This window comes from Streptosporangium sp. NPDC002524 (assembly GCF_040295985.1).
In the GTDB taxonomy this organism is placed as follows: domain Bacteria; phylum Actinomycetota; class Actinomycetes; order Streptosporangiales; family Streptosporangiaceae; genus Streptosporangium.
This window is the reverse complement of the sequence record NZ_JBEOWK010000028.1, coordinates 24,949-39,150: the sequence shown is the minus strand read 5'-3', so window position 1 is coordinate 39,150 and position 14,202 is coordinate 24,949. Positions and strand designations below refer to the sequence as shown.

Annotated in this window: 15 protein-coding genes; 5 read left to right on the top strand and 10 right to left on the bottom strand. The window is 72.5% G+C overall.

Features of this window, described 5'->3' with window-relative positions:
* Positions 1-153: 153 nt before the first annotated feature.
* Positions 154-762, bottom strand: coding sequence for a TetR/AcrR family transcriptional regulator (locus ABT053_RS35530; RefSeq protein ID WP_350975257.1), 609 nt, complete (start codon positions 760-762; stop codon positions 154-156).
* 105 nt (positions 763-867) lie between these two features.
* Here ABT053_RS35530 and ABT053_RS35525 point away from each other — a divergent pair, with 105 nt between their 5' ends.
* On the top strand, positions 868-2,199 hold the full coding sequence (locus ABT053_RS35525; RefSeq protein ID WP_350975255.1) for an FAD-dependent oxidoreductase: 1,332 nt from the start codon (positions 868-870) through the stop codon (positions 2,197-2,199).
* Complete coding sequence (locus ABT053_RS35520) at positions 2,196-2,846, top strand: DUF3159 domain-containing protein (RefSeq protein WP_350975254.1); 651 nt, start codon at positions 2,196-2,198, stop codon at positions 2,844-2,846. Before ABT053_RS35525 ends, ABT053_RS35520 begins: the two co-directional genes overlap by 4 nt.
* Positions 2,847-3,175: 329 nt before the next feature.
* Here the strand turns inward: ABT053_RS35520 and ABT053_RS35515 are convergent, their stop codons facing one another.
* A complete protein-coding gene (locus ABT053_RS35515; protein ID WP_350975253.1) occupies positions 3,176-3,523 on the bottom strand; it encodes a winged helix-turn-helix transcriptional regulator in 348 nt (115 codons plus the stop codon).
* Between the two features lie 98 nt (positions 3,524-3,621).
* On the opposite strand from ABT053_RS35515, the gene ABT053_RS35510 reads away from it, so the two are divergent.
* Positions 3,622-4,287 (top strand): NADPH-dependent F420 reductase, encoded by a 666-nt coding sequence (locus tag ABT053_RS35510; RefSeq protein WP_502991950.1) that lies wholly within the window; start codon positions 3,622-3,624, stop codon positions 4,285-4,287.
* Positions 4,288-4,290: 3 nt separating this feature from the next.
* On the opposite strand, the gene ABT053_RS35505 is transcribed toward ABT053_RS35510, so the two are convergent.
* From ABT053_RS35505 to ABT053_RS35490, 4 genes are all read right to left on the bottom strand, one after another.
* Positions 4,291-5,148 (bottom strand): TIGR02452 family protein, encoded by an 858-nt coding sequence (locus ABT053_RS35505; RefSeq protein ID WP_350975249.1) that lies wholly within the window; start codon positions 5,146-5,148, stop codon positions 4,291-4,293.
* A 231-nt stretch (positions 5,149-5,379) separates the two neighbouring features.
* Positions 5,380-7,812, bottom strand: coding sequence for a M28 family peptidase (locus ABT053_RS35500; protein ID WP_350975248.1), 2,433 nt, complete (start codon positions 7,810-7,812; stop codon positions 5,380-5,382).
* Between the two features lie 195 nt (positions 7,813-8,007).
* Positions 8,008-8,298 (bottom strand): hypothetical protein, encoded by a 291-nt coding sequence (locus ABT053_RS35495; protein ID WP_350975246.1) that lies wholly within the window; start codon positions 8,296-8,298, stop codon positions 8,008-8,010.
* The gene (locus tag ABT053_RS35490; RefSeq protein ID WP_350975245.1) at positions 8,295-8,663 is read right to left on the bottom strand and encodes a hypothetical protein; all 369 of its coding nucleotides are present in this window, start codon (positions 8,661-8,663) and stop codon (positions 8,295-8,297) included. Before ABT053_RS35490 ends, ABT053_RS35495 begins: the two co-directional genes overlap by 4 nt.
* 204 nt (positions 8,664-8,867) lie before the next feature.
* Between ABT053_RS35490 and ABT053_RS35480 the strand changes: the two genes are divergently transcribed.
* Positions 8,868-10,163, top strand: coding sequence for a helix-turn-helix domain-containing protein (locus tag ABT053_RS35480; RefSeq protein WP_502991949.1), 1,296 nt, complete (start codon positions 8,868-8,870; stop codon positions 10,161-10,163).
* Between the two features lie 39 nt (positions 10,164-10,202).
* Here ABT053_RS35480 and ABT053_RS35475 read toward each other — a convergent pair whose 3' ends face one another.
* The 3 genes from ABT053_RS35475 to ABT053_RS35465 are packed head-to-tail and all read right to left on the bottom strand — an operon-like array spanning position 10,203 to position 11,869.
* On the bottom strand, positions 10,203-10,748 hold the full coding sequence (locus ABT053_RS35475; protein ID WP_350975244.1) for a flavoprotein: 546 nt from the start codon (positions 10,746-10,748) through the stop codon (positions 10,203-10,205).
* 15 nt (positions 10,749-10,763) lie between these two features.
* Positions 10,764-11,246, bottom strand: a complete 483-nt coding sequence (locus ABT053_RS35470; protein WP_350975243.1) for a DUF6463 family protein — start codon at positions 11,244-11,246, stop codon at positions 10,764-10,766.
* Positions 11,243-11,869, bottom strand: coding sequence for a DUF2867 domain-containing protein (locus tag ABT053_RS35465; protein WP_350975241.1), 627 nt, complete (start codon positions 11,867-11,869; stop codon positions 11,243-11,245). The genes ABT053_RS35470 and ABT053_RS35465 overlap by 4 nt, the downstream gene beginning before the upstream one ends.
* Positions 11,870-12,034: 165 nt before the next feature.
* Between ABT053_RS35465 and ABT053_RS35460 the strand changes: the two genes are divergently transcribed.
* On the top strand, positions 12,035-12,577 hold the full coding sequence (locus tag ABT053_RS35460) for a TetR/AcrR family transcriptional regulator (protein ID WP_350975239.1): 543 nt from the start codon (positions 12,035-12,037) through the stop codon (positions 12,575-12,577).
* Between the two features lie 27 nt (positions 12,578-12,604).
* Here ABT053_RS35460 and sthA read toward each other — a convergent pair whose 3' ends face one another.
* A complete protein-coding gene (gene sthA / locus ABT053_RS35455; RefSeq protein WP_350975238.1) occupies positions 12,605-14,008 on the bottom strand; it encodes a Si-specific NAD(P)(+) transhydrogenase in 1,404 nt (467 codons plus the stop codon).
* Positions 14,009-14,202 lie beyond the last annotated feature (194 nt).

Genomic DNA, 14,202 nt, shown 5'->3' with positions numbered 1-14,202 from the left:
CTCGCCGCGGAGGACGAGATCGTCCCGGACGGCGTCCGGTCTCCGAGGCGGCCGGGTGGCAGGCCCCTGCGCGGGTGCCCGCCTCGGATCGCGTTCAGGATCCGGGCGACGTCGGCGGCGGCCCCGGGACGGGACGGGGTCCCCGTCCGGCCGTCACCGCGACGAGGCCGGTCCGGTCAGGCCCTGTTGCATGATCGGGCCGAACCAGGTGACCAGGTCGTCGACGGACGCGGACGCGACCGGCTCGATCCGTACGATGTAGCGCGCCACCGCGAGGCCCAGGATCTGCACGTTCAGCATGGCGACCCGCACCGTGGCGTCCGGCGTGCCGAGCATCGTCACCAGCCGGTCGGTGATCTCCCGGTCGATGTACTGGCGGAGCAGGGTCTCGGAGTCGTCGTGCGTGAGGGCCGAGCGGGTGAGCGTCACGAGCGGGGTGCGGTGGGACTTGTCGAGGTTCTCCACGAGCGTGCGGACCATGCGCGCGCCGATGTCGTCCAGGCCGCCGGTGAAGACCGATTCGATGGCGGACGGAACCTGCTCCGGCACCTCGAGAGCGGCCCCGAACAGGCCCTGCTTGGTGCCGAAGAAGTAGAACACCATCGCCGGGTCGACCTCCGCCTCGGCGGCGACCGCGCGCATCGTGGTGCCACCGTAGCCGTGCTCGCGAAACAGCGCGCGGGCCGCTTCCAGGACCCGCTGCCTGCTCTCCGCGCCTGACCGCCAGCGCCCGGGACGGCCTGGGGGATTCGGTTCTGTCATGACGGGAGCACTCTATCGGACCCTTTCTTCATCAGTCGATTGAGTTTTCTCCGCGCACCTGGCTAGATTGAAACCTCATCAACCGGTGAAGAAAGGTGGGGAACGATGCGGGTGATCGTGGCCGGCGCGGGGATCGGCGGATTGACGCTGGCCCAGGGGCTGCGCCGGGCGGGAATCGACGTCACGGTGTACGAGAAGGACGAGGCGCGGGGCCGCCCCCAGGGCGTCAGCCTGCACGTCGACGACCGGGGGGCGGAGGCGCTGCGCGCGTGCCTGCCCCCAGGGCACCTGGCGATGGCGGAGGCCACCATGGGCGGGCTGCGAGACCGGACCTCGCTGCTGTCCGAGGTGGACGGCGAGCTCGTGGTCGCGAGCACACGCCCCGCCGACGGCACGGCGGGGCGACGGCCGGGCCGCCAGACCCATCGGCGCCTGCTGCGGGCGGTGCTGCTGACCGGGCTGGAGGACAGGGTGCGGTTCGGGGCGGCTTTCACCCGGTTCGAGCGGCGCTCCGACGGCCGGATCCGTGTGTGGCTGGCCGACGGCCGTACGGACACCGCGGACGTGCTGGTCGGCGCGGACGGGGTCGGTTCGGCGGTCCGCCGCCAGTACCTGCCGCACGCGGAGGTGGTCGACACGGGGAGGCGCATGGTGATGGGCGCGACACCGCTGCGGGCCGTGGCCGGAACGGGGCTGCCCGCGCTGGTCGGCGACAGCGGCGCCGGCGTGCGGGTGCGCGGCATGATGATGGCGCTGGGCGTCCACCGGTTCGCCGAGTCGCCGGCCGCCGCCCGGGAGAGGTGGCTGCCCGCCCTCGACTCCCGCGTCGTCGCCGACGCCGAGGACTACGTGATGTGGTGCCTGCCCGTCACCCAGGCCCGGCTCGGGCCCGCCGGTTCGCCGGACGCGGTCTGGCGGTTCGCCCGGGGGCTGGCCGCGGGCCTGCACCCGGCGTTGCGGCTGGTCGTCGACGAGGCGTGGCCGGACGTCACGGTCGCGCTGCGGATCGGGACGATCCCGCCGGTCCCGGCCTGGCCGGCCGGCCCGGTGACGGTCATCGGCGACGCCATTCACGCGGCCCCGGGGTTCGGCGGCAACCTGGCGATGCGGGACGCGCGCCGTCTCCGTGACGCCCTGGCCGCGCATGCCCGCGGTGAGCGGGATCTGCTCACCGCGATCGGCGCCGCCGAGCAGGCGATGCGCCACGACGGCGTCCCCGCCCTCGACGCCCCCGGCACTCCCGGCACCCCTGACGCCCTCGGCACCCCCGGCACCCCCGGCGCCCAGGGCCGCGCCCCGGCGCGCGAGTTCCGTCCCGGTGGAGCGGCCGTTCCGATGCCGACGAGTCGGCCGTGCGAACCGCTGCCCGCGGCGGCCCCGGTCCGGTCGTCCTCACGGACCACGGATGTCGTCGACGGCGCGGAGCCGGGCGCATGACCCTGGGCGTGCTCACGCGGAGATCACTGACCTTGTTCGCCGCCGTGGGCGGTTGGCGGACCGTCGCCGAGGCCGTGGTGTCGAAGGCAGTGTTCCTCATCGCCCATCTGCTGACCGGCCGGGTTCTTCTCTCCGCGCTGGTGGCGGTCGGTGCCGTCGCGGTGTTCGCGATCGTCCGGGCGTGCACCGATCGGAAGTACTGGCAGGCGGGGGCCGGGCTCGTGATCGTGGGGGTGTCCGCGTCGCTGGCCGGCGGTACCGGACAGGCGGTGGACTTCTACCTCGTCAGCGTGTCGCTGCCGGCGGTCGCGGGGACGGTGTTCCTGGTGTCCATGCTGGCGCGGTGGCCGATCATCGGGGGGCTGGTCGAGGGACTGCGCGGTGAGCGGTCCGGCTGGCGGCGTGATCGGGCGCGGCTGCGGCGCTACCAGGCCTGCACGGCGGTGTTCCTGGCGAAGTTCGGCCTCTCCGTGACGGTGATGGTGCCGCTGTACCTGGCGGAGCGGGTGACCGCTCTGGGCATCGCCGCGACGGTGCTGGGCGCGCCCGCGTCGGGCCTGTGCGCGTACGCGTGCTGGCGGATCCTGCGTACGGAGACGAGCCCGCGGGAAGCGGGGCCGGCCGTCACCGTACCGGGCCGTGGTTGAGAGCGGCCGTCCCGCCGCCGAACGGGTCCGGGCCGACGGCGGAGCAGCCGTGCCACCTCCGAAGGGGTGTCGTCAAGGATCGGCGCGGCAGGGGCGAAGCGGCGTCGCCCGCCGGCTCGGCAGGTCAGCAGGACCGTGGGCGTCACCCGCCGGCTCGACAGTTCAGCAGGACCGTGAGCGTCACCCTCCGGCTCGACCGATCGGATGATCACGCGGCGGGCGGACGGCGTCCTCGGCCTCGACGGCCGCGACCGGCGAGGGGCCGTCGACGTGCTCGCCGGCCACGTACCGCGGGCCGCCCTCGGCCGGCCCAGCCGGCCCGGCCGGCGTCATCCGGTGAGGCCCTCGGCGCGGTCCTGGGCGTCGAGGACCGCGTCGCCGTGCTCGAAGGCCCACTCCCCGAAGGCCCCGATCAGCGGCACCAGCGTGCGGCCCAGGTCGGTGAGCCCGTACTCGACCCGGGGCGGTGCCTCGGCGTAGGCCCGCCGGGAGACGAGGCCGTTGTACTCCAGCCTGCGCAGGGTCTCGGTGAGCACCTTCGCGCTGATCCCGCCGATCTCCTCGCGCAGCTCGCCGGGACGCCGGGGGCCGGCGCGCAGGGCCCAGACGACGACGGCGGTCCAGGTGTTGCCGACCAGGTCGAAGGCGAGCCGGGCACGGCAGTCGGCGAGGAACACGCGGGGTCCTCCAGTCTCTCCGAGGCGTCACGCACCGAACGGTGCCTGACGGACTTTCTACCTTCGTCCTACACCAGCAGTCGAACAAGGGAGGACGGATGCGCATCGGCATCCTCGGAGCGGGCCGCATGGCGGACGCGCTCGGAACGCACTGGGCCCGCGCGGGCCACGAGCTGACGGTGAGCGGCCGGGACCCGGCGAGGGCCGCCGCCCTGGCGGACAGGCTCGGACCCGGCGCACGGGCGGGCACCTGGGAGGAGGCGGCGGTCTTCGGCGAGGTGACGCTGCTGGCCGTACGCGATTACGCCGTGACCGAGGTCCTGGAGGCCGCCGGAGCCGCCCGGGGCACGCTGGACGGGCGGGTCCTCGCCGACTGCGTCAACCCGGTCGTGCAGGGACGGTTCACCCTGGCCACCGAGGGCGGCCCCTCAATGGCGCGGCGCGTCGCGGACACGACCGGGGCACGCGTCGTCAAGGCGTTCAACCTGTGCCACGAGGACGTCTGGCGGATGACGCCGCCCGCCTTCGACGGCGTCCCGCTGGCGGTGCCCCTCTGCGGCGACGACCCCGCCGCGCTGGTCGCCGTACGCTCCCTCGTCACCGATCTCGGATGCGAGCCGGTCCACGGCGGCGGCCTGGAACGCGCGGGCCTGCTGGAGGCGACCGCGGCGTTCATGATCGGCCTCTGGGTCGGCGGCGCGGACGCCCGCGCGGTGCTGCCACCCCTGAAGTACGCCTTCGGCGACCCCGGTTCGCGGGGGTGACGCTCACGGCCGTCCGGAGACCGGTTCCGCCACGGAGGCGAAACGTTCGGCGAACGCGGCCCGGTTGGCGGAGTCGGGCAAACGGTCCCAGACCGCGAACACCACCCGTTCGAACGCCGCCGAGAACGCGCCGCCCGCGGTGAGGTGGGTGTGGAACGCCTCGGCGACCTCCCGGGGGTCGTTGCGGAACACCCCACACCCCCAGGCGCCGAGGACCAGCTCGCGCGCGCCGTGATGGGCGGCCACGGCCAGCACTCTCTCCGCGCGCTCGTGGAGCGCGCGCCGGATTCGGCTCCGCGCGCCCGGGTCACGGCGCAGCGCCTCTCCGGCGTTGGGAGCGGGGGAGGTCAGGAAGGAGACGAGGTACGGCTCGCCCAGCAGCCGCCCGTCGTCGCCGCGGTGCACGGGAACGCAGGGAGACCAGATGACGCGATGGCTGTAGAGGAGATCGGGGGAGGCGCGGTGGGCGGCGTAGTAGCCGGGAGCCCGCAGGAGGCAGGGATACAGCAGGGCGTTGCGGCAGAGATCCTCCTCCTGCGCCTTGGCGCCGCCGAGGTAGCCGCCTCCGGGGTTGCGGGCCGAGGCGAAGTTCAGGACGGCGATCCGCCCGGCCCCGGCGAGGTGCAGCCGTCGCGCGGCCTGGAGACTGCCCTCGGCGGTCACCTGGAAAGACGTCCGGCGATGACCGGGCGCCGGGACGGGCACGTCGATGTGCCCGTCCGCCGGGTGACTCACGGTGCCGGAGATCGCCGCCCTCAGCGCCGGGCCCACGACGACGACGGTGCCGTCGTCGGTCAGGTACTCGCCCTCGGCGGCGATCCGCTCGTTGACGGCCGCGATCCCGCGTAATCTTCCGCTCACGCGTCCGCATGGTAGGCCGTGACCGTCTCACCGGCCGAACGGTTTTCGCGGCCACGCGACCCGCCTCGGCCCTCACCCCGGCTCGGGGCTCGTCGCGCGGACCCGGGCTCGTCACGCGAACCCAAGCTCGTCACGCGAACCCAAGCTCGCCGCGCGGACCCGGGCTCGTCGCACGGACCCGGGCTCGTCGCACGGACCCGGGCTCGTCGCGCGGCGCCGGGTGGGGAGTCCTCACAGGTCGTACGTCCGGGTGACCGCGACGAGGTCGCCGTCCTCGCGGGTCGAGGCCACCAGGCCCGGCGGTCTCGGCACGTAGCCGGGCACCGTGGAGAGCCCGTACGTCTCGGCGATCGCGGTGACCCGCAGCCGGTCCGCGCGCGGGACGCGCAGGGTGATCTCGGCTCCCCCGCGCGGCAGGTCGCGGAACCGGACCTCGCCGGGCCAGGTGCCGGCCCGGACACCGGTGACGGCGACGGTCACCGGCCCGCTCCCCGCGACGGCCGCCGTCGCCCCGGTGATCGGGTGATCCACCCGCAGTGTCACCCCGCGCACGGCGCGTCCGGCGGTCACCCGCAGCGTGACGGTATCCCCGCCGTCCCCGGCGTCCCCGCCGTCCTCGCTTCGTGAGAGCACCGTCACCCGCGGCCCTCCGGCCCTGATCGCCGGGGCGGGGCCGGTCCACAGCCCGCCGCGCGCGTAACCCGGCGGAAGCGCCCCCGCGTCCCGGCCGGACACGTACCTCCGGGTCCACCCGACCGGATCGGCGTCGGCGCTGACCCAGCGGGCCACCCGGGTGTCGGCGTTCAGCACGTACGCCAGATGCGTGCGCCGGGGATGTCCCTCGTCGAACCCGTCCACCGCGAGCCCGAGGCCGACCAGCGACACCGTGACCGCGACCGCGACCGAGGGCGCCGCGACGGCCGCGCGGCGGCCCAGGCCCCGGCGGAGGGCGGGGAGCGGGAGTTCCGCGAGCGGCAGCAGTGTGAGGCCGAAGACGGCGAACACCAGGGCTCCCGCGCCGCCGAGCGCGAGCCCCATCCCGTCCAGCGCGTTCCGGGCCAGAGCCGGGAGCAGCAGCGCGGACGCGACCGCCCCGGAGGTCAGCGCGGCGATCCGCCACACCGGGGATCGCGGGAGCAGCAGCGCGACGATCCCGCCGAGCGCGCAGCCCAGCGCCGGGAGAGTGAAGACGAAGGACGCCCCCGGCGCGGCCCACGCGCAGAGCGCGCCCAGCGCGGCCGGCCACGCCAGCGCCCCGGCCGCGAGCGCCGCGGGCCCGATCCGGCGGCGCAGGGGGAGGTACCAGCTCAGCAGCGCCAGTCCCGCCATGGCGGCGACGGCGGCCTGGTACGCCTGCGGCCGGTGCAGCAGCCCGCCCATCGTGTCGTAGGCGGGCCGCCAGGCCACCAGCAGCTCCCACATCCCCTGCGCGAGGACCACCGACAGGCCCAGCGGGAGCAGCGCGGACGCCGCGCCGGCGAGCACCCTCGGAACGGAGACCAGTCCCCGCCGCCGCGCGAGCAGGATCAGTCCCGCCAGGGCCAGCACGGCGAGCGCCGCCAGGGGCCCGACCAGGTGGCCGGGGTACGTGACCATGGTTCCCAGGATCCGGAAGTAGGTGACGTCCCCGCCGGAGACCAGGGTGGGCAGGGCGGCGCCGCCCAGGGCACGGGTGAGCGCCAGCATGTTCGAGCCGTGGTGCTGCAGGCTGCCGCGATCGAGGTTGGCGATCGAGTCGTCGGCGGTGTGGTAGCGCGAGGAGCGCTCGATGTAGGCGAAGTTCATGCCGGTGAAGCCCGCTCCGACCAGCGGGGTGAAGTCGGTGTTGTTGGGGAGCATCCGGTACAGCTCGACCATCGAGGAGTCGCCCCGAGGATGCGGGACGGCCCCGGCGAACGTCTCGACCAGCCGCGCGTTGTTCCTGGACGTCTCGAACATCAGGGACGGCCCGCCGACACCGCGCGCCTCCCAGTTGAGCAGCACCCCGCCCTTACGGGCCAGCGGATGTTCCCTGACGAAGGCCTCGGCCCCCAGGACCCCGTCCTCCTCGCCGTCGGTCATCAGGAACACCAGGTCATTGCGGAGGTTCCCCTGGCCTCCCCTGCCCTCCCGGTCCCCTTGGGCATCCTCCCGTTCCCCCTGCGCATCCTCCCTGTCCCCCTGGGTGTCCTCCCGGTCCCTCTGGACGCGCAACGCGCGCGCGGTCTCCAGCATCGCGGCCACGGCCGCGCCGTCGTCCGACGCGCCGGGTCCCATGGCCGCGGAGTCGTAGTGGGCGGCGACCATGACCGTGCCCGTCGGGTCCCTGCCGGGCAGGGTCGCCACGATGTTCTCCACCCGCCCGAACGTCGCGAGCCCCGCCGCCGAGCGGGCCCCGACCGCCCGGTGTACCTCGACCCTCATCCCCTCCGCGCGCAGCCGGCCGACCAGGTAGTCCCTGGCCCTGTCCGATGCCGGACTGCCGAGCGGACGCGGCTCGGCGGCGAACCGCTCCAGGTGTTCCAGCGCCCTCCCGGCACTGAACTCCCCTGCCGGGGCCGACGCCGGAAGGGGCTGCATGGTGCTCTCCCCCATCGCGGTCAGCACGACCATTCCCGCCAGCACCAGCAGGCCCGCGACCCCCGCGACGACCCGCCGGGGGACGTCGATCAACTTTCCCGTCATGGCGGGAAACGCTAGGTTCGCCCGGCTACCCGCCGGAATGATGCGCGTACCCGCGTCAGGCTGCGGTTTTCCACACGCGAACCAGGAAGGTTTTCCGCACGCGGACCATCAAAAACGCGGTGGCGCGGATCCCTCCAGACTCCTCAAGGCGCGGTGACGCGGGTCCCTCCAGATCCCGCGCCACCGCACCCGTCTCTACCGGGCCCTGCCGGACAGCAGCGCCGTCCAGATCACCCGAGCCTCACCGACCGGCCACGTGCGGGTCTCGTGGACCTCGTCGTCCCCGCCGTCGCGCTGGACGGTCCGCCGCAGGAACGCCCGTCCCGCGCCCTCGCACAACTCGTAGACCGTGGCCCGGCAGAAGCAGGTCCAGGCCACCGAACGCACCCGCCCCAGCGCCAGGTACGGCCTTCGCCACTCCAGCCGCGCATGATCACGCTGAGCCATCACGACATGCGGGCTCAGGCACGCGTCCAGAACGGTCACGACATGCTCTCGGCGATCAGTTCCGACAGCGGATGCGTCTCCCTCAACTCCCGGTAGCGGAACGTGACGCGCCGAGCGGCGCGGCCAGGCTCGGTCACCGGATGCCAGGCATAGACGAACCGCCCCCGCCGGGCGTCCCACCCGGTACGCCACCAGAACCGCGCCCCGTCACACCACACCACCAACCCCACCCAGACCGACACCAGCGCCAGCCCGTAGCCGTCGTGAACGTCGGAGGTGATGTCGTGCTCGCCCAGAGCCGTTCGCAGGCTTTCCGCCGCATGACAGGGATCGACCGTAATCAGGGCCGGGACGGCCCCCCGAGTGTGCCGCTGGAGATCCGCGCCCGTTTCGAAGCTGTTCACAGTGCCGCCCTCAACCGTAGTCATTGACCGCGTCCCCGCACCGGAGCCACCATGGACTGCGCCGTATTCACGTGACGGCGGTTACCTCTGATGTTTACCGAGCAGAGAAACCATCTTTCGCGACAAGGGAGACAATTGATGTCCGCTGGCTCCTTGCCTGTGTAAAGCATCAGGGGGGACAACCGGCGATTCACCGTTGCGCCGATGCCGCAACGATCGTTGCCGCACCGGCCGGAGGAGGCGTTCAGCGTGGTCAGTGGCCCGGACCTGCGGGCGGCGCGGCTTGGGGCGAAAGTCAGTCTCGACGTGCTCTCCAGGCGAATAGGCATATCGAAAGGACATCTCAGCCGGGTGGAACGCGGTCAACGCGAAACCACTCCCGCCTTACTTCGCAGCTACCAACAGGCGTTGGGCGTGCATGTTGCGGCAACGGACGGGGAATCTCTTTTACCGGACACTATGGACACCATGGAAGATATGAAACGTAGAAGTGTTCTGGGAATCATCGCGGCGGCCTCCGTGGGGTCGGCCCCGCTGGAGCCGCTCGCCCGGCTGCTGGACGGTCCGGGCGGCGAGGACCTGGCCGGTGTCGGCATCGCCGAGGTCCAGGCGGTCGAGGCCGCCGCCGACCTCTACACCCGTATGGACCTGGCCCACGGCGGGAGCATGGCGGCGGCGATGGCGCGCGGCTCCCTCGGCTGGGCGGTCGAGCTGCTGGACAAGCCGATGACCGCGCCGACCCGCGAACGCCTGTCCTCGGCCATCGGCCTGCTGGCCGACCGTCTCGGCTGGGCCGTCTACGACGCGGGCGACACCGCCAGGGCCACCAAGGTGCTCACGCTCGCACTGGACACCTCCGCACGCGGCGCCGACCGGGACCTGCGCGCCCACGTCATGCTGGACCTGTCCACCGTCGTCACCGACTCGGGCCGCCCTCGGGAAGGGGTGGAGATCCTCCGCCTGGCCTTGGGAGACGAACGGATCGGATCGGCCGAACGCGCCAACCTGCACGCGGTCGCCGCTCGCCACTGCGCGGCCGCCCACGACCGCCAGGCGGGGCTGCGACATGTGGATCTGGCCGAGGAGGCACTGACCAGACCGCGCCCGGCGTCATCTCCCGAATGGGCACGGCGCATCACCGTCTCCCCCGGACACCACGACAGCGCCCTGGGCCTGGCCCTGTTCGCCCTGGACGAGGACACCCGGGCGCGTGAACGCCTGTCCTCGGCCGTGGCCAGGCTGGATTCCGGCCGCACCCGGACCGGGCTGCGCTGCCGTACCCGGCTGGCCGTCCTGCACATGCGCGCCGGAGACGGCGAAGCCGGTGAACGCGAAGCGTGCCAGGCCGTACGGGACGCCACCGGTGTCCGATCCCGGCGCGTGGCGGCCGACCTGCGGATGATGCTCGCAGGCGCCCGTGCCCACCACATGAACGGGCTCGCCGACGAGCTGACGCACGCGATGGCGCAGCAGACGGCGAAGCTGGCAGAAGGGGTGTGAAAGGAAACTCCCGTCACGAAGAGGATGTCGAAGCCACCATCACCCCTGTGAGTGTCGTCCCCCGACAACGCTGTGCAGCTCTTCCACGACGCGTTCCCAGGATGGCATGCGCGCGTCTGGCGGCGCGGTGGGATCGAACAGGACCCGCACCCCCATTTCCCGTAATGTGTTGAAGCTGCGGCCGAAGGCGAGATGGCGGGCGAGGGCGTCCTTGAGCAGCGGGACGGCCAGGATCGGGACACCGAAGCCCATCACCTCACACAGCAGTCCGACCGCGAAGGTGTCCGCTATCCCGTTCGCCCATTTGTTGATGGTGTTGAACGTCGCGGGAGCCACGATCACCGCATCCGCCGGAGGCAGTCCCTTGGGCTCACCCGGCATGCGGTAGACGCTGCGAACCCGATCGCCGGTCAGCCGCTCCAGCTCCGGGACGTCGACGAAACGCGCCCCCATCGGCGTGGTGACCACGTGCACCCGCCACCCGCTCTCCTGGGCGAGCCTCACCAGGCCGTGGAGGTCAGCGGCTGCGGGCGCGGCACACGCGACCACGTAAAGGACCCCGCGCACCCCGTTGAGGCCCTCCATACTGCGTCATCCTAGTCACCCTCGGTCTTCATGGCCGATCGGAGATCGTTCCCGCTCCGCCGGCCCGGTGACGGCCTCCGGGCGGTCCTCCCTCCGGGCCGCCAGGACGATGAGCCCCCCGGCGACCGTCCCGGCGAAGAATGGGGACGGTACGAGAAGGACGCCGCCCAGCGCGCACCACGCCGCGAGGCCCCAGCCGATCCCTGCCGGCACGGCCACCCCGCGTCCGGCGAGGTGCCAGGTCAGGCACCCCAGGAGGATCAGGGGCACCGAGAAGCTCCCCGGACCGGCCCAGAAGGCGAGGTCGTTCCGGAGGGACTCCACCGTCTTGCCGGCGCCCCCGCCCGTGAGCACGAGCGGGACGGCCGCCCACACCCCCCGATCCACCCAGCCGGCGACACCCTCCCTGGCGACGAGCGCCGCCAGGGACAGGTGCCCCGCCCCCAGGACGATCATGATCCCGCTCGCCCAGCGGAGGAGGCGCCTCCCGGATCTCATCGTGACCGTCCTTCCTCGTGCCCCGCCCCCGCGGAGGCACGATCGCGGTCGCGCCAGGCCTGTTCCCACTGCCGGGTCAGAGCCGGGTAGACGATGAGATGCCGGAAGGGCGCGATGGCGGCCATGTAGAGCCGCCCGAACCGGCCGTTGGGCTTGACGAGGACGGCCATCCGCAGCTCGTGGTCGCCGTCCGCCCCCTGGACCCAGCCGAGATGCATCACGCCGTGCACGGTCCTGTTCGCCAGCTCGCGCGCGGCCTCCGTGTCGAGCTCGTAGACCGCCTTGAGGGGCATCCTCCTGTCGTCCGGGCCGCGAGGAGCGTCGCGGAGGTCGCCCGGCAGGCGGTCGCGGAGCGAGGCGACCCGCTCGCCGACGCCCGCCGACGGTCTGTCCCAGCCGAGGAGCGCGCCGAGTTTCCACCGGACGGCGAACAGGAATCTCGCCGGCCAAGGCTGCCTGGTGGATTCGAGCGATGCCCGCATCGCCGCGAGCATCACCGGGAAGTCGCCGGGCCCGGCCCCGGGGGTGCGGAACGACCACACGTCCTCGACCGAGAAGTCACTCGTGAGTTCGTGGACGCGCCAGGGCCGCTCGGTGTGGGTGGTCTCTGCGAGTCGCGGCACGGTTCGGCCCTCCCGTTTATACGGTGCCGTATATTTCTTTTGTACGGTACCGTACAACTCCGACGCGATCAATGGATGGAGCCGGATTCCCGCCGTGGCACGCACGGCGCGAACCCGCCGGGCGTGACAGTCCGCGCGCCGCACTGGGAGGAGAGGATTTCCGCCGTGGCACGCACACCGCGCACCCGCTGGATAGAGGCGGGCCTCGAAGCCCTCGCCCAGGGAGGGCCCGACGCGGTCCGCGTCGAGACGCTCGCCACCCGGCTCGGCGTGACGAAGGGCGGGTTCTACGGATACTTCGACGGCCGTCCCGCGCTACTCGCGGAGATGCTCGACGAGTGGGAGCAACGCTGCACCAAGGAGGTCCTCGCCCAGGTCGACGCCGCCGGTGGCGACGCCGCCGAGAGGATCCGGCGCGCCGGTCATCTCACCTTCTCGGAGGACTTCCACCGGATCGACCTCGCGGTCCGGGCCTGGGCCCGCCACGACCAGGCCGTCGCGGCGCGGCTGCGGCGTGTCGACAACGAGCGCATGGACTTCCTGCGGAGGATGTTCGGCACGTTCGTCACCGACCCCGACGAGATCGAGGCGCGCAGCATCCTGGCGTTCGCGCTCGCGATCGGCCGCCACTTCATCGTCGTGGACCACCCCGGGCACACCAAGCACGAGGCCATCAAGCTCGCCGGAGATCACCTCCTGCGCCCGTGACCGCGAGCGCCCCGGTCCGGGCGGGGATCAGAGCTCGAAGCGGGCCACCCGGCGGAGCTTGTTCGTGGCGTCCAGGGCGGCGACCTTGTAGGACTCGGCCAGAGTGGGGTAGTTGAAGACGGCGTCGACCAGATAGTCGACGGTGCCGCCGCAGCCCATGACGGCCTGGCCGATGTGCAGGAGCTCGGTGGCGCCGGTGCCGAAGACGTGCACGCCGAGCAGGGCGCGGGTCTCCGGGGAGACCAGGAGCTTCAGCATGCCGTAGGTGTCGCCGATGATCTGGCCCCTGGCCAGCTCGCGGTAGCGGGAGATGCCGACCTCGAAGGGGACGTGCGAGGCGGTCAGCTCGTCCTCGGTGGGACCGATGAAGCTGATCTCGGGGATGGTGTAGATGCCGATCGGCTGCAGGTGGTGGATGCCGCGTAGCGGCTCCCCGCAGGCGTGGTGGGCGGCGATGCGGCCCTGCTCCATGGAGGTGGCGGCCAGGGAGGGGAAGCCGATGACGTCGCCGACGGCGTAGATGTGCGGCACGGCGGTGCGGTAGTGCTCGTCGACCTGGATGCGGCCCCGGGCGTCGGCGGCCAGCTCCGCGGCCTCCAGGGCGAGCTCGTCGGTCATGCCGTGGCGCCCGGCCGAGTACATCACCGTCTCTGCGGGGATCCGCTTGCCGCTCTCCAGCACGGTCAGCGCGCCCCGGGGGCGGCGCTCCACGGCGGCGACGGTCTCGCCGAAGCGGAAGGTCACCGCGAGGTCGCGCAGGTGGTACTTGAGCGCCTCGACGATCTCCAGGTCACAGAAGTCGAGCATCCGGTCGCGGCGCTCGACCACGGTCACCTTGGTGCCCAGCGCGGCGAACATGGAGGCGTACTCGATGCCGATCACCCCGGCGCCCACGACCACCATCGAGTCGGGAATGTCCTGCAATTTCAGGATGCCGTCAGAGTCGATGATCGCGTGGTCGTCGAACTCCACGGTGTCGGGGCGGGCCGGCCGGGTGCCGGTGGCGATGACGATCTTGTCGGCGGTGACCTTGGTCTCGTGGCCGTGCTCGTCGACGACGCCGATCGTGTGCGGGTCCACGAAGTGGCCGTGCCCGTTGAGCGTCGTCACGTGGTTGCGCGACAGCTGGCTGCGGATGACGTCGATCTCCCGGCCGATCACGTGCTGGGTGCGGATCCCCAGGTCCGCCGCGGTGATCTCGTCCTTCACCCGGTAGCTCTGGCCGTACATGCCGCGCTGGTTGAGGCCCGTCAGGTGCAGGACGGCCTCGCGCAGCGTCTTGGAGGGGATGGTGCCGGTGTTGATGCACACCCCGCCGAGCATGTTGCGCCGCTCGACGAGGGCGACACGCCGTTCGAGTTTCGCCGCGGCGATCGCGGCCTTCTGCCCGCCCGGCCCGGATCCAAGAACAAGGACATCAAAATCCCACATAGGCCCCAGTGTGAGGGCAGGAGGCGGTCTCAGCCAGACTCACGGAATACCAGATCGTGTCAGTCTCGTTAATACCGCCTCACCCCGTCATGGGAATTCGACGTGACCCGGTGTTCGTACGGCGCCACGCACCGGCACGAATCCGGCTTGGGCACAGAGCCGGGCACAGCGCGAGCCCGGCTTGAGCACAGAGC

Bases quoted from the DNA above. Each gene is read 5' to 3' on its own strand.
- ABT053_RS35530 (WP_350975257.1), bottom strand. From the start codon at position 762: ATGACAGAACCGAATCCCCCAGGCCGTCCCGGGCGCTGGCGGTCAGGC.
- ABT053_RS35525 (WP_350975255.1), top strand. From the start codon at position 868: ATGCGGGTGATCGTGGCCGGCGCGGGGATCGGCGGATTGACGCTGGCC.
- ABT053_RS35520 (WP_350975254.1), top strand. From the start codon at position 2,196: ATGACCCTGGGCGTGCTCACGCGGAGATCACTGACCTTGTTCGCCGCC.
- ABT053_RS35510 (WP_502991950.1), top strand. From the start codon at position 3,622: ATGCGCATCGGCATCCTCGGAGCGGGCCGCATGGCGGACGCGCTCGGA.
- ABT053_RS35500 (WP_350975248.1), bottom strand. From the start codon at position 7,812: ATGACGGGAAAGTTGATCGACGTCCCCCGGCGGGTCGTCGCGGGGGTC.
- ABT053_RS35480 (WP_502991949.1), top strand. From the start codon at position 8,868: ATGCCGCAACGATCGTTGCCGCACCGGCCGGAGGAGGCGTTCAGCGTG.
- ABT053_RS35475 (WP_350975244.1), bottom strand. From the start codon at position 10,748: ATGGAGGGCCTCAACGGGGTGCGCGGGGTCCTTTACGTGGTCGCGTGT.
- ABT053_RS35470 (WP_350975243.1), bottom strand. From the start codon at position 11,246: ATGAGATCCGGGAGGCGCCTCCTCCGCTGGGCGAGCGGGATCATGATC.
- sthA (WP_350975238.1), bottom strand. From the start codon at position 14,008: ATGTGGGATTTTGATGTCCTTGTTCTTGGATCCGGGCCGGGCGGGCAG.